This is a genomic window from Roseibaca sp. Y0-43, assembly GCF_020667835.1.
Lineage (GTDB): Bacteria > Pseudomonadota > Alphaproteobacteria > Rhodobacterales > Rhodobacteraceae > Roseinatronobacter.
In genome coordinates this window covers 123,301-139,756 of the sequence record NZ_JAFMPR010000005.1, presented here as the reverse complement: position 1 = coordinate 139,756, position 16,456 = coordinate 123,301, and the positions used below count along the sequence as shown (strand labels likewise).

Annotated in this window: 19 protein-coding genes; 7 read left to right on the top strand and 12 right to left on the bottom strand. The window is 65.0% G+C overall.

Annotated elements, in window-relative coordinates; genetic code table 11:
* Positions 1-6: 6 nt before the first annotated feature.
* The 3 genes from ubiG to J1C52_RS08010 are packed head-to-tail and all read right to left on the bottom strand — an operon-like array spanning position 7 to position 2,438.
* The gene (gene ubiG, locus J1C52_RS08020) at positions 7-702 is read right to left on the bottom strand and encodes a bifunctional 2-polyprenyl-6-hydroxyphenol methylase/3-demethylubiquinol 3-O-methyltransferase UbiG (RefSeq protein ID WP_227427416.1); all 696 of its coding nucleotides are present in this window, start codon (positions 700-702) and stop codon (positions 7-9) included.
* The gene (locus J1C52_RS08015; protein WP_227427415.1) at positions 692-1,507 is read right to left on the bottom strand and encodes an isoprenylcysteine carboxylmethyltransferase family protein; all 816 of its coding nucleotides are present in this window, start codon (positions 1,505-1,507) and stop codon (positions 692-694) included. Before J1C52_RS08015 ends, ubiG begins: the two co-directional genes overlap by 11 nt.
* Positions 1,497-2,438, bottom strand: coding sequence for an NAD(P)/FAD-dependent oxidoreductase (locus J1C52_RS08010; RefSeq protein WP_227427414.1), 942 nt, complete (start codon positions 2,436-2,438; stop codon positions 1,497-1,499). The genes J1C52_RS08015 and J1C52_RS08010 overlap by 11 nt, the downstream gene beginning before the upstream one ends.
* A 67-nt stretch (positions 2,439-2,505) precedes the next feature.
* Here J1C52_RS08010 and J1C52_RS08005 point away from each other — a divergent pair, with 67 nt between their 5' ends.
* Positions 2,506-2,712, top strand: a complete 207-nt coding sequence (locus J1C52_RS08005; protein ID WP_227427574.1) for a DUF2805 domain-containing protein — start codon at positions 2,506-2,508, stop codon at positions 2,710-2,712.
* A gap of 13 nt (positions 2,713-2,725) precedes the next feature.
* Here J1C52_RS08005 and J1C52_RS08000 read toward each other — a convergent pair whose 3' ends face one another.
* Positions 2,726-3,532, bottom strand: a complete 807-nt coding sequence (locus J1C52_RS08000) for a ferredoxin--NADP reductase (RefSeq protein WP_227427413.1) — start codon at positions 3,530-3,532, stop codon at positions 2,726-2,728.
* Positions 3,533-3,747: 215 nt separating this feature from the next.
* On the opposite strand from J1C52_RS08000, the gene J1C52_RS07995 reads away from it, so the two are divergent.
* Both J1C52_RS07995 and J1C52_RS07990 read left to right on the top strand, forming a co-directional pair.
* Positions 3,748-4,224 carry an Lrp/AsnC family transcriptional regulator gene (locus J1C52_RS07995; RefSeq protein WP_227427412.1) on the top strand — a complete coding sequence of 159 codons (477 nt, stop codon included), beginning with the start codon at positions 3,748-3,750 and terminating at the stop codon, positions 4,222-4,224.
* Positions 4,225-4,278: 54 nt separating this feature from the next.
* Positions 4,279-4,890: a COG3650 family protein gene (locus tag J1C52_RS07990; protein ID WP_227427411.1), complete on the top strand. Its 612-nt coding sequence runs from the start codon at positions 4,279-4,281 to the stop codon at positions 4,888-4,890.
* Here the strand turns inward: J1C52_RS07990 and J1C52_RS07985 are convergent.
* Positions 4,880-5,329, bottom strand: a complete 450-nt coding sequence (locus J1C52_RS07985) for a DUF1499 domain-containing protein (RefSeq protein WP_227427410.1) — start codon at positions 5,327-5,329, stop codon at positions 4,880-4,882. The two genes, J1C52_RS07990 and J1C52_RS07985, sit on opposite strands and share 11 nt — an antisense overlap.
* Before the next feature lie 307 nt (positions 5,330-5,636).
* Between J1C52_RS07985 and J1C52_RS07980 the strand changes: the two genes are divergently transcribed.
* Positions 5,637-5,894, top strand: a complete 258-nt coding sequence (locus tag J1C52_RS07980) for a hypothetical protein (RefSeq protein ID WP_227427409.1) — start codon at positions 5,637-5,639, stop codon at positions 5,892-5,894.
* 4 nt (positions 5,895-5,898) lie between these two features.
* Here J1C52_RS07980 and cueR read toward each other — a convergent pair whose 3' ends face one another.
* From cueR to J1C52_RS07960, 4 genes are all read right to left on the bottom strand, one after another.
* Positions 5,899-6,288: a Cu(I)-responsive transcriptional regulator gene (gene cueR, locus J1C52_RS07975; protein ID WP_227427408.1), complete on the bottom strand. Its 390-nt coding sequence runs from the start codon at positions 6,286-6,288 to the stop codon at positions 5,899-5,901.
* Positions 6,285-8,756: a heavy metal translocating P-type ATPase gene (locus tag J1C52_RS07970; protein WP_227427407.1), complete on the bottom strand. Its 2,472-nt coding sequence runs from the start codon at positions 8,754-8,756 to the stop codon at positions 6,285-6,287. The genes cueR and J1C52_RS07970 overlap by 4 nt, the downstream gene beginning before the upstream one ends.
* A 55-nt stretch (positions 8,757-8,811) precedes the next feature.
* On the bottom strand, positions 8,812-9,624 hold the full coding sequence (gene hisN / locus J1C52_RS07965) for a histidinol-phosphatase (RefSeq protein WP_227427406.1): 813 nt from the start codon (positions 9,622-9,624) through the stop codon (positions 8,812-8,814).
* A 64-nt stretch (positions 9,625-9,688) separates the two neighbouring features.
* A complete protein-coding gene (locus tag J1C52_RS07960; RefSeq protein ID WP_227427405.1) occupies positions 9,689-10,051 on the bottom strand; it encodes a helix-turn-helix domain-containing protein in 363 nt (120 codons plus the stop codon).
* A 288-nt stretch (positions 10,052-10,339) separates the two neighbouring features.
* On the opposite strand from J1C52_RS07960, the gene J1C52_RS07955 reads away from it, so the two are divergent.
* The 3 genes from J1C52_RS07955 to J1C52_RS07945 all read left to right on the top strand — a co-directional run bounded on the left by J1C52_RS07955 (position 10,340) and on the right by J1C52_RS07945 (position 12,958).
* Positions 10,340-11,305 (top strand): NADPH:quinone oxidoreductase family protein, encoded by a 966-nt coding sequence (locus J1C52_RS07955; protein WP_227427404.1) that lies wholly within the window; start codon positions 10,340-10,342, stop codon positions 11,303-11,305.
* Between the two features lie 132 nt (positions 11,306-11,437).
* On the top strand, positions 11,438-12,220 hold the full coding sequence (locus J1C52_RS07950) for a Bax inhibitor-1/YccA family protein (RefSeq protein WP_227427403.1): 783 nt from the start codon (positions 11,438-11,440) through the stop codon (positions 12,218-12,220).
* Between the two features lie 60 nt (positions 12,221-12,280).
* Positions 12,281-12,958, top strand: coding sequence for a hypothetical protein (locus J1C52_RS07945; RefSeq protein WP_227427402.1), 678 nt, complete (start codon positions 12,281-12,283; stop codon positions 12,956-12,958).
* Between the two features lie 62 nt (positions 12,959-13,020).
* Here the strand turns inward: J1C52_RS07945 and rpmG are convergent, their stop codons facing one another.
* The 3 genes from rpmG to J1C52_RS07930 all read right to left on the bottom strand — a co-directional run bounded on the left by rpmG (position 13,021) and on the right by J1C52_RS07930 (position 16,455).
* Positions 13,021-13,188 carry a 50S ribosomal protein L33 gene (gene rpmG, locus J1C52_RS07940; RefSeq protein WP_072246103.1) on the bottom strand — a complete coding sequence of 56 codons (168 nt, stop codon included), beginning with the start codon at positions 13,186-13,188 and terminating at the stop codon, positions 13,021-13,023.
* 125 nt (positions 13,189-13,313) lie between these two features.
* Positions 13,314-15,029 (bottom strand): methionine--tRNA ligase, encoded by a 1,716-nt coding sequence (gene metG / locus J1C52_RS07935; protein WP_227427401.1) that lies wholly within the window; start codon positions 15,027-15,029, stop codon positions 13,314-13,316.
* A gap of 67 nt (positions 15,030-15,096) precedes the next feature.
* Complete coding sequence (locus J1C52_RS07930) at positions 15,097-16,455, bottom strand: FliI/YscN family ATPase (RefSeq protein WP_227427400.1); 1,359 nt, start codon at positions 16,453-16,455, stop codon at positions 15,097-15,099.
* Position 16,456: the final 1 nt, after the last annotated feature.

The following is a 16,456-nucleotide window of genomic DNA, read 5'->3' as shown; positions in this document are numbered from 1 at the left end:
GTGACGTTAGGGCTTGCGGGCCGATCCCATGTAAAGGATCGCGGTCAGTGGAAGCGGGCCGAAGGTCAGGTCCAGCCGCGGATTGATCCCGCGCGGGCCAAGCCCGGTAAAGCGCCCCGGTTCCAGACCCGCCGATTGCATCGCCGCGCGCAGCTCTGCGGGTTTGATGAACATGTCGGGGTCATGCGTGCCGCGCGGCAGCAGGCGCAGGATATCCTCGGCCACGGTGATGGTGGCCAGCCGCGCCAGCGGGTTGCGGTTGATCGTGTCGAACAGGAACAGCCCGCCGGGGCGCAGCACGCCGGCGACTTCTCCCAGCACCTGGCCCAAATCCTGCACATGTTCCAGCACATCGACGCAGACCACGACGTCGAAGCTGGCGTCAGTGTAGGGCAGCGCTTCGCCTACGCCGACATCGTAGCTGATCTTGCGACCCGTCTGCTCGGCATGGGCACGGGCGGCGGCAATGGCCTCTGCTGCGGGGTCAATGCCCGTCACGCGCGCGCCGCGATCATCAAGCGCTTCGGCCATGAATCCCCCGGCGCAGCCCAGATCCAGCACATCCTTGCCTGCCCATTCGATTTGGCGGTCCATCCATTTCAGCCGGCCGGGGACAAGGTTTTTCAAGGTGCGCACCCAGCGGATGTCGTCGGACCACCAGTTGGCGGCGACCTTGTCGTAAATCGTCAGATCATTGCGCATCGTCTTGCTTTCGTTTGAAGGCGGGAAAGGCATAGGGCACCTGTGCCCGGTAGCGCGCGAAACGAGGGCCGTAGCGGGCGGCGAAGCGGCGCTCTTTCAGGCGGGGCGCGAGCAGGCAATAGGCGGTGTAGCTGGTGGCCAGAAGCAACTGGTCGGGTGTCCACACCGGAACCGCCCAGAGCGTGAGGGCGAAGGCCACGTAGATCGGCTGTCGGATAACGCGAAACAGGCCCAGCGTGGGCATGTCGGGAAAGCGCGGGGCCTTGCGCGCCATGAGCGACATCCACCCTAGCGCGCCCGATTGCACCTCGGCGCCCGCGTCGAAGCTGGCTTTCAGCAGCAGAAGCCATGCAGCCGCATAGGCCGCACAGATGCCCCAGAACGCAAGGCCCTCGGCCCGCCACCAGATAATGCCCGAAGGGGTCCAGAGCGCGAACAGCGCCAGCAATTGCAGCGACGCGATCAGCGCGTAGGTGGTGGTGGCCAGCGTCGCGCCATGCGGGCCGGGGACAAGCCGGGCCAGAAGCCGCCCGCCGGGTCTGGTCAGAAACAGCGAATGCGCCAGCGGGAATTGCACGATGAGAAGCGCATTCACGCCCCAGGCCCAAGGCTGCGGCACCCGTCCCCAGCTTTCGCTCATGCCGAAGAACATGGCGGTTATCATCGCCAGAACGCCCGCGGCAAAGGCCAGATGCGTCAGCGCGCCCATCGCCAGCGCCAGCGCGATCCGGCCCGCACCGGGGGGCGGGCGGAGCGCGGCGAGGATCAGCCGCAGCAAACCTTGGATGCGCGGGTCAGTCAGCATCGGCCCCCGTCAGGATAGCTTTAGCCATCGCGCGCCCGCTGGCCCAGCCGTCTTCGGCGCGCGGGCCAAGGCACCAGTCACCGCCGACATACAGCCCATGCGCCGCGCGCAGGAACGCGCGGCCCAAGGGCTGCGTGGCTTGCGCGTAGCGCCAGCGATGAACTTGCGCGTGGAGGGATTGGTTCGGTGCGGTGCCCAACAGCGCACAAAGGTGGGGCAGCATGTCGGCGAGAATACCATCCGGCGATTGGTCCAGATGCTGTGCCGAAAAGGCGGCGCTGGCTTGGGCAACCCATGTGACCACGCCCTTGGGCCGGTCGGGCTTGGTGGTGTCCTGCGCGACCCATGCCAGCGGGTGATCCGGGTCCAGACGCGCGGCGAAAGGTGCGGGGCTGTCCGCCGGAAAGCTGGCCATCAGGGTCAGGCAGGGGGCCATCTGCACAGCCGACAACTCCGGGGCAAGCGGGTGATCGCGGCCCAGAAGCGCCAAGGCTTGCGGCGCGGGAATGGTCAGGACCACGCGCCGGGCCATGTGGTCGCCTGCGCTTGTTTCCAGATGCCACAGCCCGCCCGCGTGGTGCAGGCCCGTCACCTCGACCCCTTGCGCCACGTCCAGCCCATCGGCCATCGCGCGGGGCAGGGACGACATGCCGGGCTGGCCGACCAGCCTGTCGCTTTCGCCCCAGACGCTTGCGCCTGCCGCCAAAAGCTCTGCCGCAAAGGCCGGGTCGCGCGGGCGGATATATTGCGCGCCGTGATCGTAATGCAGCGACAGGCCCGCCGCCTGCACGCGCTTCGTGGCCATCCGCCCGCCAATGCCGCGTCCCTTGTCCAGCAGGCGAACGGGCGTTCCCGCCTGCGCCAAGGCGCGCGCGCAGGTGATGCCGGTGATGCCCGCGCCGATGATGATGGTACCCGTTGCCCCTGCCATGCCTTTGCCCTTCGCCGTCGCGGGTCTAGCTATGGCGGCACGGGCCATCGTCAACGGACAGGAACAGATGCCGCAACTGGATGACGCCGCGATCAGCGAGGTGATCGAGATGGCGCTAAGCGATCATGTCAGCTTTGCCGAGATCCGCGCGCAATACGGCCTGCGCGCCGACGAGGTGCAGGCCTTGATGCGGCGCGCGTTGAAACCGGGCAGCTACCGCGCTTGGCGCAAGCGCGTGCGCGCACTCGCCGACCGACGCGCGGTCTACAAGTGACGCGGCTTGGGGTTTAGTCCACGAAGGCTTTCTCGACCACGTATTCGGCAGGCGCGCTGTTCGCGCCCTCGGTCAGGCCCGCCTCTTCCAGCACCTTCTTGATGTCGAGGTTGAAGGCCAGCGAGCCGCAGACCATCGCGCGGTCGATTGCCGGGTCCAGCGGCGGGATGCCCAGATTGGCAAAGACCTTGCCAGAGGTCATGTTGTCTGTAATCCGGCCCATATGCGCGGTTTCTTCGCGGGTGGTGCAGGGGTAATACAGCAGCTTGCCCGCCACCAATTCGCCGATCAGCGGGTCTTCGGGCAGTGCTTCGACAAGGTTGCGGCCATAGGTCAGTTCCGCCGCCTCGCGGCAGGTGTGCATGACGATGACCTGCTCGTATTTCTCCCATGTCTCGGGGTCGCGCAACAGCGAGGCGAAGGGCGCGATGCCGGTGCCGGTGGCCAGCATCCACAACCGCTTGCCGGGCAACAGCGCGTCCAGCACCAGCGTGCCCACGGGTTTGGGGCGCAGGATGATCTGCTCGCCCGGCTGGATATGTTGCAGGCGCGAGGTCAGCGGGCCATCGGGCACCTTGATCGAATAGAATTCCAACTCTTCGTCCCAAGAGGGCGAAGCGATGGAATAGGCGCGCAACAGCGGTTTGCCATTGTCGCCCATCAGCCCGATCATCACAAATTCGCCCGAGCGGAACCGCAGCGATTGCGGGCGCGTGCAGCGGAACGCGAACAGCCGGTCGGTGTAATGCGTGACCGAGGTGACGGTTTGCGCGTCTGGCAAGGTGGGCGTCGCCTTTGCGGGGGCTGTCTGGTCGGTCATGGCTGCAACTTTCAAGCTGGGACGGCGGGGCGTCAAACTGTTGGCCGTGATACGGCTTTGCCCGGTCACTAAGCCTTGATGCAGGTCAAGATCAAGACGGGCTTGCGCGATTCTGAGAAGGCGTTGTGCATAAGTGGAAAAATATTCCGCATCGGGCTTTCGGATTGCGCATTTTTGGAATATTTTACCCCGAAATCACCAAGGGGGCGCGAATTATGTCAGCAGAGCTGGATGATCTGGACAAGCGGATATTGGCGGAATTGCAGCGCGATGCCAGCCAGTCGCTTGACGAGATCGCGCGCAAGACCGGGTCCAGCAAAACGCCCGTCTGGAACCGCATCCGTAAACTGCGCGCAGCGGGCGTGATCCGCAATTACACCGTGCTTCTGGATGAATACGAACTGGGGCTGGAAGCGTGTTTCTTCGTGCTGGTGCGCACCTCCTCGCACGAGGCTGAATGGCAAGCGGCTTTTCTGCGCGCCGTGCGCGCGCGGCCAGAGGTGATGGAAGCGCACCGGCTGGCGGGCGACATCGACTATATCCTGAAAGTGCGCGTGGCCAATGCCCGCGCTTATGACCGTTTCTACCAATCCCTGATCGCGGATGTCAGCATCTTCAACGTCACGGCGCTGTTGTCGATGGAAGAGATCAAGTTCACGACCGAGATCCCGCTGGAACAGATGAAAGGCTGACCCGCGCGGATCTGTGCTATGCTTTTCCCGCCTGGCATGAACACGGAGGGGAAGATGCGTGCTTTTGGAGTGGCAGCACTTGCGGTGTGGCTTGGGCTGAGCGGGGCCGCCGCGCAAAGCCTGCCGCAGCTTTACGACGTGCGGGACGTGGCGATGGATGACGTGCTGAACATTCGCGCCGAACCTTCCGCCGATGCGCCCATCCTAGGCAGCTTGCCCCCCGATGCGCGCGGGATAGAGGTGGTCGCCACCAATGAGGCGGGCACATGGGGACAGGTGAACACGGGCGAGGGGTCGGGCTGGGTCGCACTTCGCTACATGTCCGCGCAGGGCGTGGCGATCGACAATTACAACCTGCCCGTGGGCTTGGGCTGTTTCGGCACCGAACCCTTCTGGTCGCTGGATGCCGAAGGCGGCGCGCTGACCTATTCCAGCCCCGACACGGACCCGCAAGACCTGCCCTTGTGGCTGGCCCAGGACACCGGCCTGCCGGGCGATCTGACACGGATGCTGCGTTTTGCCGCGCCGTCTGGGCCGGGGGTGGCCCATATCTACCCCGCCGCTTGCAATGACGGGATGAGCGACCGCGCCTATGGGCTGCGCGTGGCGCTCATGCTGGGGCTGGATGGCCCGCTTCTGACGGGCTGTTGCAGCCTTAGCCGCTAAGCTCTGCGATCCAGCCATCCAGCCGCGCGCGGTTCACGCCCATGTCGGAATAGCCAAAGCGGGCGCGGGCGAATGCGGTCAGCATGGCGCCATCGCCCGCGGGTTCGATCAGCACGGTGGTGTAATCGGGAAAGCCCATCAGCCGCGAGCGTGACAGAAATGTCATATGCCCCTCGGCCACGCTTCCGGCCAGAAGCGTCGTGCCATCCGCCGTGGCGACCGCGTAAAGCCGCTCTGCCAGGTCAGCGGGGGACATCTCGAACAAGGGCGCGGGCGCATCGCCGTCGCCCATGCGCAAAAGGTGAAAATTGGGTGTCTCGGGCCGTGCCACGCGGCGCGGGTCCAGATGCCAGCGTGCCAGGTCATGCGGGGCAAGGCGCACATAGGCCATGCCCGCCGCGCCAAGCACCAAAAGCACCACAAAGATCATTTTCAGCATGGCCCGCCCCTTGGTTTGCCTTCAGGTTGAATGCCGCAAGCCTGCCTGTTGCGCAAGCGCCGCGCGGGCAAAAGGGGCGGCATGTGCTGAATGCTTGCGCAGTTGCGCGTTTGTTATCGGCTGTGACCGCGCTTGGCTTTGACAGCGGGCGCGGGCCTTCGGTAGCTGAAACGAAGTGCCTTGCGCAACACTCGCGACATCGCGTCGGTTTCATGCGCTACGTCAAGGCAGTGTCACAGGAAATCGGCTAAGGCTGCATCTAGGGAAAGCCGGCTTGCAAGGGACAAGCGGCAGTTTGGAGGGAAACATGGCATTCGATCCGCTGACATTCTGGCTGAAAAGCTCGATGGTCTGGGCAAACCTGATGCGCCAACAGCAACAAGCCTATCTGAAGATGCTGTGCAACATGGCAAGTGCGATGCCGCATGAAAGCGCGGCAGAGGTCGCGGCGGAAGCCGAAAGCCTGCGGCGCGCGGCCCCCAAGCCCACGCCGCTGCACCGTCGCCCGCGCGCCAGCAAGCCCGCGCCCAAACCCGTGGTCAAGGCGCAGAAAGCGACCGCCTGACGGGCTACTCTTCTTGTGCGAGGTCCGACAGGATCGGGCAATCGGGCCGCGCATCGCCCGCGCAGGCGGAAATCAGCTGTGCCAGCGTGCGGCGCATTTCCTGCAATTCGGCCAGTTGCTGGTCGATCCGTTCCAATTGCGCGCTGGCCAAGGCCTTCACATCCGCGCTTGCGCGGCTTTGATCCGTATACAGGCCCAGCAACTGGCGGCATTCCTGAACCGAAAATCCCAGCGCACGGGCGCGGCGCAGGAAGGCCAGCTTGTGCAGGTCTTCGTCGGAAAAATCGCGATACCCATTGGGCAGGCGCGCGGGCGTAATCAGCCCGATCTCTTCGTAAAAGCGGATGGTCTTGGGCGGCAGGCCAGAGCGTGCGCCCGCGTCGGATATGTTCATGCGATACCTCTCGATCCTGCGAAGCGCAGCCGCAGCGCGTTGGACAATACGAAAACGGAACTGAGCGCCATTGCCCCCGCCGCCAACATGGGCGAGAGCATGATCCCGAAGGTCGGATACAGAAGCCCCGCCGCCACGGGCACCAGCGCGGTGTTATAGGCAAAGGCCCAGAACAGGTTCTGGCGAATGTTCCGCATCGTTTGCTGCGACAGGTCCAGCGCCGCCAGCACCGCTTGCGGGCGGCTGGAGGCGAGGACGATATCCGCCGCCTCTACCGCGACATCGGTGCCGCTGCCGATGGCAAGGCCCACATCCGCCTCTGCCAGCGCGGGTGCATCGTTGATCCCGTCGCCCACGAAGGCTACCGGGCCATGCGCCGCGCGCAAGTCTTGCACGGCCGACAGCTTGGATTTGGGCATCACCTCTGCCACGAAATGGTCAATCCCCAGATCGCGCGCGATGGCCGTGGCGGTTGCCTGCGCGTCGCCCGTTATCATGGCCACTTGCAGCCCGCGCTTGTGCAGCTCTGCGATCATCTGCGCGGCCCCGTCGCGCGGGCGGTCAGCCACGCAGATAAGTGCGGCAAGCTGGCCGTCGATGGCGAGGTAGAACGGGGTTTCGCCCTTTCGCGCGGCCGCTTCGGCGGCGCTGGCCAAGGCGGAGATGTCAATTCCTTCCTGCGTCAGCAGCCGTGCCGCGCCCAGATGCACGGCGGCCCCGTCGATCTGGCCGCGCAGGCCAAGCCCCGTCAGCGATTTCACCCCCCGCGCATCTGGCACAGCGATGCCGCGCGCGGCTGCTGCATCGCGCAGGGCGCGCGCGATGGGGTGGTCCGAATCGCGTTCCAGCGCAGCGGCATGGCCAAGGGCTGCATCCTCGTTCAGCGCGCCCGTGATCACGATGCGCGACAGGCTGGGCCGCCCTTCGGTCAGCGTGCCGGTCTTGTCGAAGGCCACGACGCGCACCCGCTCGAGCAGTTGCAGCGCTGTGCCCTTGCGAAACAGCACGCCCAGTTCCGCCGCGCGGCCCGTGCCCACCATGACGGATGTGGGTGTCGCAAGCCCCATGGCACAGGGGCAGGCGATAATCAGCACCGACACGCCCGCCACCAGCGCAAGGTTCAGCCCCGCGCCAAAGGCCAGCCACAGCGCCACGGTCAGCGCCGCGATGCCCATGACCACGGGCACGAAATACATCGTCACCTTGTCGACCAGCGCCTGCACCGGCAGTTTCGCACCCTGCGCGCGTTCGACCATGCGGATGATCTGCGACAGCACGGTCTGAGCGCCGGTTGCGGTTACACGCATGTCGAACGCATCGCCCGCGTTGAGCGTGCCGCCCACGAGCTTCGCCCCGGTGGTTTTCTCGGCGGGCAAGGGCTCTCCGGTTATCATGCTTTCATCGATCAGCGCGGCGGGGCTTGTCAGGACGCCGTCGGCGGCCAGACGTTCGCCCGGACGCAAGCGCAGAATGTCGCCATCCGATACCTCGTCCAGCGGCACCTCGACCTCGGCCCCGTCCACCAGTTTGCGGGCGTGGCGCGGCTGCAAGCCCACCAGCCGCGCAATCGCCGCGCCGGTGCGCCCGCGCGCGCGCGCTTCCAGCCAGCGGCCCAGCAGGATCAGGGTGACGATCACCGCCGCCGCTTCGAAATACACCGCCTGCGCGCGGTCCGGCAGGACCGAAGGCGCGAAGAGCGCAACGGTTGAATAGCCCCACGCGGCCAGCGTGCCGATGGCGACAAGGCTGTTCATATCGGGCGCGCCGCGCGCCAGCGCGGGCAGGCCGCTGGTGTAGAAACCGCGACCGGGACCGATCAGCACAAGGCTCGTCAGCAGGAATTGCCCCAGCCAAAGCGGCGTCTGGCCAAAGCTGTTCACCAGCCAGTGATGAAACGGCGGCACCAGATGCCCGCCCATTTCCACGATGAAAACCGGCAAGGTCAGAACCAGCGCCAGCAGAAAGCGGCGCGAGAGGGCACGCGCCTCTTGCGCCTGGCGGGCGCCGGGGTCGGCTGGGTCGGCATGGGTCACGGCGCGCGCGGGGTAGCCTGCGGCGTTCAGCGCGCGGGCAAGGGCAGGGGCCGCGCTTGCGTCCAGCAGGTCGGCTTCGGCGCGGCCTGTGGTCAGGTTCGCGCTGGCGCGCAAGACGCCGGGTTGCGCCGCAAGCGCCTGTTCCACCCGCGCAATGCACGATCCGCAGGTCATGTTGTCCACGTCGAATTCGACGGTTTCCACCCGCATCGGATAGCCCGCGCGGCGCAGCGCGGTTTGCAAGTCCGAAACGTGGGCGTCAGGGGCCAGTGCCACCTCTGCGCGGTGGGTCGCAAGATTGACCCGCGCGCTCTGCACGCCCGGCACCTCTGCCAAGGCGCGCTCTGCCCGGCCCACGCAGCCCGCACAGCTGAGCTTCTCAACGCCGAACCCGATTTCGGTGGCGGGGGTCATCTGGGAGGATTGGACATTCATGCGGCACCTTTTCTCGTCGATGCCCTTGCATATGGCCCTTCCAGAAGATGGAAGGTCAAGACCCGGCTTGCAATCTTTCCAAGGCCTGCGCGTGCAGCGCCGCATTCGCCGCCGCCACGACCTGCCCGCCGGCATGGGCCGGGCGGCCCTGCCAGTCGGTCACGATGCCGCCCGCGGCCTGAATGACGGCAAGCGGCGCGGCGATGTCATAGGCATTCAGCCCGGCTTCGATTACAAGGTCGATATGGCCCGCCGCCAGAAGCGCATAGGCATAGCAATCCATACCGTAACGCGTCAGCTTGCAGGCTTGAGAGACGCGGGTGAACGCCGCGCGCTCGGCCTCTGTCCCGATCTCGGGAAAGGTCGAGAACAGGATCGCCTGCCCCAAGGCGGGCGTGGCGCGCGTTTGCAGGGGCACGGTCCCGCGTGGCCCGCGCAATTCGGCAAATCCCGGCGCGCCGATGAAGCGCTCCTGCGTATAGGGTTGGTCAATCACGCCCAGAAAGGGGCCATCGGCATCGGCCAGTGCGATCAACACACCCCATGTGGTTGTGCCGCTGATATAGGCGCGGGTGCCGTCGATCGGGTCTATGATCCATTGCAACCCGCTGGTGCCGGGGCGGGTGCCATGTTCTTCGCCCAGGATCGCGTCATCGGGGCGCTCAAGCGCCAGTATGTCGCGGATCGCGGCTTCGGCGGCGCGGTCTGCCACCGTGACCGGATCAAACCCCTCGGCCAGCTTGTTATCCGCCGTCAGCCCGGTCTGGCGGAAATGTTGCAAGGTCTGGACGCGCGCGGCGTCGGCCAGCCGGTCGGTCAGGGCCAGAAGCTGGGTCAGCTCTGCGGTGGACAGATCGGTGCGGCGCATGGCGAAAATCCCGTGACAGGTCTTTCCGCCCTGTCTAGCCGCGCGGCTGGCGAATGCAAAGCCGTCAGGCCGCGTCGCCCAGCGCGCGTGCAAGATCGAACAGGCGGCGGCGCTGCGCTTCGGGAATCGCGTAATAGGTGCGCAACAGGTCCAGCGTTTCCTTGCTGCCCATCATGTCGGGGCTGTGCAGTTCCGCGCTGTCCTCGCCTTCTTCCAGCCCTTCAAAGAAAAAGCTGACAGGCACGTCCATGGCCTTTGCAATATCCCACAACCGTGACGCAGAGACCCGGTTCGCGCCGGTTTCATACTTCTGGATTTGCTGAAACCGGATGCCCACGGCATCGGCCAGCTGCTGTTGGGTCATGCCGATCATCCAACGACGGTGGCGCATTTGCTGACCGACATGGCGATCTACGGGATGGGTCATGGACAAAACTCTCTCGTTACAATCAGGGAATGGGTGCATTTCGCGCCAGACATCGGGTGTTTCGGCGGGCTTGCACCACTCGCAGTTGCACCATTGCCGGTTTTTTCGGGTATCCGGGGGCAAAAGTTGTAAATCTTGTCAGCGGCGTAGGTTTTTTGCAAAATGCAATGCAAAATGCAAAACAACCTATGGGTGAATTGCGATTTGCACATTTTCCCGCGCGGCGTCTTGCCGCTTGCGCCCGTGCGGCGCGCGCGGCAGGCTGTTTTGCAGGTAAAGAGGTGACAGATGCGCGCGATCCAGCTTCACGACTATGATTCGACCCCTGTTCTGGGCCAGATCGACCGGCCCGAACCGGGGCCGGGAGAGGTGCTTGTCCGGGTCGCGGCCTGTGGTCTGAATTTTGCCGACCTGCTGATGATGCAGGGCAAATACCAGGAAAAAGTCGCACCGCCCTACACGCTGGGCATGGAATATGCGGGCACGGTCGAAGCCTTGGGCGCAGGCGTCACGCATGTCAGCCTGGGCGACCGGGTGGCGGTGTTCGCGGGCCGGGGCGGCTTGGCAGACTATGCAGTGTGCAATGCCGATCTATGCGCGCATATGCCTGCCGACATGCCCTTCGCCGATGCAGCGGCCTTCCTTGTGGCCTATGGCACCTCGCATCTGGCGCTGGCGCATCGCGCCAATCTGCAACCGGGCGAAACGCTTGTGGTGCTGGGCGCGGCGGGCGGTGTGGGGCTGACCGCCGTGGAAATCGGCGCGCGGATGGGCGCGCGTGTCGTCGCTGTCGCACGCGGGGCCGACAAGCTGGAGGTCGCGCGCAACGCGGGGGCCGAGATCTGTTTCGACAGCGGGGCCGAAGGGTTCGACCTGCGGGCAGAGTTGAAAGCGTTGGGCGGCGCGCATGTCATCTATGACGCGATTGGCGAGCCCTTGGCGACCCCCGCCATGCGCGCGCTGCACCCCGAGGGCCGCTTTCTGGCCATCGGTTTTGCCGGCGGCACCCCGCCCGCCTTTCCCGCCAATATCCTGCTGGTCAAGAATCTGAGCGTGATTGGCCTGTATTGGGGGGCTTACATGAAATTCGCGCCAAAGGTCATGGCGGGGTCGATCCAGACGCTGTTCGACTGGTATGCGACGGGCAGCCTGCGCCCGCATATCAGCCATCTTTTGCCGCTGGAGCAGGCGCTGGAGGGGCTGGAACTGCTACGCGCACGCAAATCGACCGGGAAGATCGTCATCACGATTTAATCAGCGCTTACCGATTTTCCCGAAATCCTGTGTATCCGACTCCGGTTTTGCTTGAAAACCACGCCCCGGATGCAAATATTCACCTACGAGGCGGTCCAACCCGCCACCAAGTTTTCGCCAACGGAGGATTCAATGGCAGATTTCAACACGATGCGCGCGCAAGTCAGCGGCGCTCGCGCTGAACAGATTGATACCGGGCTGCGCGCCCATATGAACAAGGTCTACGGCACCATGTCGGTGGGGATGCTCATCACCGGCGCGGCGGCCTGGGCGATTGCCGGGCTTGCCACGACGACCGACCCGTCGGCGGCGGTGGCTCAATTGCCGAACGGCACCTACCTGAACAGCATCGGTGGCGCGATCTACATGTCTCCGCTGCGCTGGGTCATCATGTTTGCCCCGTTGGCCTTCATCCTGTTCGGCTGGGGCGCGCTGATGCGTCGTGCGTCGGCGGCTGGCGTGCAGCTGGGCTTCTTTGCCTTTGCAACGGCAATCGGCCTGTCGCTCAGCTCGATCTTCTTGGTGTTCACCAGCTTCTCGATCGCGCAGACCTTCCTTGTCACGGCAATCGCCTTTGGCGGTCTTAGCCTGTATGGCTACACCACCAAGAAAGACTTGTCGGGCATGGGCACCTTCCTGATGATGGGTGTGATCGGCCTGATCGTGGCGATGATCATCAACATCTTCCTGCAAAGCCCCGCGATGATGTTCGCGATCTCGGCCATCGGTGTGTTGATCTTCGCAGGTCTGACGGCTTTCTACACGCAAGCCATCAAGAGCGAATATGTCGCCCACGCCATGGCAGGCGATCAAGAGTGGCTGGACAAGGCTGCGATTGACGGCGCGCTGTCGCTTTACATCAGCTTCTTGAACATGTTCCAGTTCCTGCTGATGTTCATGGGCCAGCAAGAGTAATCGACCCGAAAGGGTTTGGGGGCCGGTCGTCTGACCGGCCCTTTTTCATGGGAAAACCTTATGCCTGACAGCCTTGCCGCCCTTTACGCTACATGGCGCATTGTCAAAGCCAAACCGCGCCAGATCTGGCGGCTGGTTCTGCCGCCCTTCCTGCTGGCAATGGCGTTCAAGGCGTGGCTGGGCGTGCAGGTGACGGGCCATGTCTGGCCCGAGTTGCCGGGCTATGATCTGGTGTTGCGCGGCACGCTGGGTCTGGCTTTGGCCGTCATGGCCTTGCTTTGGCACCGCGCGATCTATTTCGGGCCGCGCGCGCCGCTGACTGTGCTTCTGGCGCTGGGCTATTGGGGGCAGGGGGCCATCCTGAGCGTGGTGGCGGCGCTGCCCTTCGTCCCGCTCGTGCTTGGGTTCGAGGGGGGCACCGCCCCCGCCGCCGCGATTTATCTGTCGGTTTTCGTCGCCGACGCGCTGTCCTTGTGGCTGGTGCTGGTGTTTGGCGTGGTCTGCGCCCGCCGCGCGGGGGGCGAAACCTTCGGCTGGCGCGCTGCATGGGCCAGCGCCCCGCGCGCGAGCCTTGCCTTCCTCGCGCTGCTGCTGGCATTGGCCTTGCACGCCCAAGGCGCGCTTGTTGCCGCCTTGACCCCGCTTCATTCCGGCGCGGCGTTCCTTCTGGACAGCGCGGTCAGTTTCGCCCTGATCGGGACCGTGCTGACGCTGATGGCGCGGCCCAAACTGGGCTGAGGGCCATGAAAAAACCGCGCCCAAAAGCGCGGTTTCCAACATCCGACCAAGGGCCAGCAAGATTACTTGATCTTGCCTTCCTTGTATTCGACATGCTTGCGCAGAACGGGGTCGTATTTGCGCACGGTCATCTTCTCGGTCATGGTGCGGGCGTTTTTCTTGGTCACGTAGAAATGCCCGGTCCCCGCGGTCGAGTTCAGACGGATCTTGATGGTGGTTGGCTTCGCCATGTCATTCTCTCCTGCACCGGACGAAGGACGCCACGCGCCTTGCCCGCAAATTCTTGAACCTGCCTTCTACTGACCCGCCCGCGCGTGTCAACCGGATTCCGCGCGGATTTGCGCGATTCCTTGCGTCAGCGAGTGCCAGCGAAGCGGGTTTCCCAATCCGCGCGCTGCTCGTCGGTGATTTTGGCAAACAGCACGTCGGGCACGGTAAATGCGTGCCCTGCGGGCAGGGTGGCAAGGGCCGCGCCCAGATCCTCGGGCCAGGACCAGTCGTCGCTGCCCATGGCCTGCATCAGGCTGGCGGCGGCATCGGGGATGAACGGGCGCGAGACGATGGCGTAAACCCGGATCAGGTTCAGCGCCAAACGGATTTGCGCCGCTGCTGCCTCTGGGTCGGTCTTGAAGGTGGACCAGGGCGCTGCGTCTTGCAGGTATTCGTTGCCCAAGACCCAGAGCGCGCGCAACTCGGAGGCAGATTTGCGGATCTCCATCGCCTCCATATGGGCTTCATAAGCGCGCAGGCGGGTGGTCAGGTCGGCGATCAACTGGTCCTCGCGCGGGCCATATGCGCCGCCCTCCGGCACCACCTCGCCGAATTTCGAGCGGCAGAATTTGGTCACGCGGCTGGCGAGGTTGCCCAACACATCGGCCAGATCCTTGTTGACCGAGGCTTGGAAGTTTTCCCAAGTGAACTCCGCATCCGAGCTTTCGGGCGCATGGGACAACAGCCACCAGCGCCAATAATCGGCGGGCAGGATCGAGAGCGCCTGATCCATGAATACGCCGCGCCCCAGTGACGTTGAGAACTGCCCGCCATCATAGTTCAGGTAGTTGAAGGACTTGATGTAATCGACCATCTTCCAAGGCTCGCCCGACCCCATCAGCGTAGCCGGGAAGCTGAGCGTGTGGAAGGGCACGTTATCCTTGCCCATGAACTGCACATAGCGGACATCATCCGCGCCTTCATCCTCGCGCCACCAGCGCCGCCACGCGGCTTCATCCAAGCCCTGCGCTTCGGCCCATTCGGCGGTCGCGGCGATATATTCGATGGGTGCGTCGAACCAGACGTAGAACACCTTGCCGTCCATGCCCTGCCATGGCGCGCCGTCGAATTGCGCGGGCACGCCCCAATCCAGATCGCGGGTGATGCCCCGGTCTTGCAAGCCATTGCCGTCATGCAGCCATTTCTTGGCGATCGACGTGGTCAGCACTGGCCAGCCCTGCTGGCTGTCGATCCACTGGTCCAGACGGTCGCGCAGCGCGGATTGGCGCAGGAACAGGTGCTTGGTTTCGCGCACCTCCAGATCGGTCGCGCCGGAAATGGCAGAGCGCGGGTTTACAAGGTCGGTCGGGTCCAGCTGCTTGGTGCAGTTTTCGCACTGGTCGCCGCGCGCGCGGTCATAGCCGCAATTGGGGCAGGTGCCCTCGATGTAGCGGTCGGGCAGGAAGCGCGCGTCGGTGATGGAATAGACCTGCTTTTCCGTCACTTCCTCGATCAGCCCGGCCTGGCCCAAACGCGCCGCCAGATGCTGCGTCAGCGCGTGGTTCTGCGGGCTGGACGAGCGGCCGTAATGGTCAAATGACAGCCGGAACCCGCGCGCAAGTTCGCCTTGCGTGTCGTGCATCTCGGCGCAGTAATCCGCCACAGGCTTGCCCGCCTTGGCGGCGGCCAGTTCGGCGGGCGTGCCGTGTTCGTCGGTCGCGCAGATGAACATCACCTCATGCCCGCGCCCGCGCATGTAGCGGGCGTAAAGATCGGCGGGCAATTGGCTGCCCACAAGGTTGCCCAGATGCTTGATGCCATTGATATACGGCAAGGCCGAGGTAATCAGGATACGCGCCATGTCGCCCTCTGTGATGCAGGTTTGCGCATGGGTTTAGACCTAACGCGGCACCGGGAAAACCCCTGATCTAGGGCTTTGGCGGCTCCAGGCAGTGCGCAAGCCGCGCGAAAGCCCCGCGCACCCCGTGCGGGGCCATTTCGCCCATGAAGGCATCAAGCGCGGGCCAGACCGCCACGGCGCGGTCCAGAAGCGGGTCGGTGCCCTTCTCGTATAGCCCCGCCTGGATCATTACCTCGGACCTGTCATAAGCGCCCAGCAGGCGGCGCGCTTCCGACAGGCGGGCGTTCTCCTCTGGGCTGGCCGCGCGCGGCAGCGACCGGCTGACCGAGCGCAGTACATCCACCGCCGGAAAGCGGCCCCGTTCGGCAATGGCGCGGTCCATGACCACATGCCCGTCCAGCACCCCGCGCAGAATATCGGCCACGGGTTCGTCCATGTCCGACCCCGCGACCAGCACGGTGAATACCGCCGTGATCGCGCCCAGACCGTCCTCTCCCGGCCCGGCGCGTTCGGCCAATGCCATGATCCGGTGCGACAGCGACGGGGGAAAGCCGCGCAAAGACGCGCTTTCGCCGCTGGCCAGCGCCACCTCGCGATGCGCTTCGGCCATGCGGGTCACGCTATCGGCCAGCAAAAGCACATGTTTGCCCTGATCGCGGAAATGCTCTGCCACGGCCATCGCTGCTTCGGCGCAGCGTTTGCGGGTCAGCGCGGGTTGGTCGGATGTGGCGGTCACGATCACCGCACGGGCAAGCCCCTCTTCGCCCAGCACGTCCTCGATGAACTCGCGCAATTCGCGGCCCCGTTCGCCGATCAGTCCAATCACTACCACATCGGCCTGCACAAGCCGCGCGAAATTGCCCAGAAGCATGGTCTTGCCCACGCCAGAGCCGGCAAACAGGCCGATGCGCTGCCCCTCGACCAAGGGCAGGAAGGTGTTGAACACCGCCATGCCCGTATCCAGCCGCTGGCCCAAACGGCCGCGGCGCGCAGGCGGGGGCGGGGCGGCCGTGACCGGGCGGGGGCGCGTGCCCATGGCCAAGGGCCGCCCGTCCAGCGGTTGGCCGAACGGGTCGATGACGCGACCGATCCAGCTATCATCGGGGGCAAGCGGGCGCGGGCCGATCAATTCGGCGCGGTCGCCAAGCGCCAGCCCCGCCGCGTCGCCATTGGGAAAGACATGGACCGCGCCGCCCTCCAGCCGCACCACCTCGCCGCCAAAGGGCGTGCCCTGCGCGGGCTCCAATGTAACCCAGTCGCCCAGCCGCGCGTCTAGCGCCAGCCCGGCCAGCACCACGCATTGCCCATGGCTTTCGGCCACGCGCCCAAAGATGCGCACCGGGCGCAGCGCGGCCACGGCGGCTTTCAGTTTTTCGATCCGGTCCATGATCCCCCAAGCGGTTTCGCGTTCTTGCTTACCGAACATT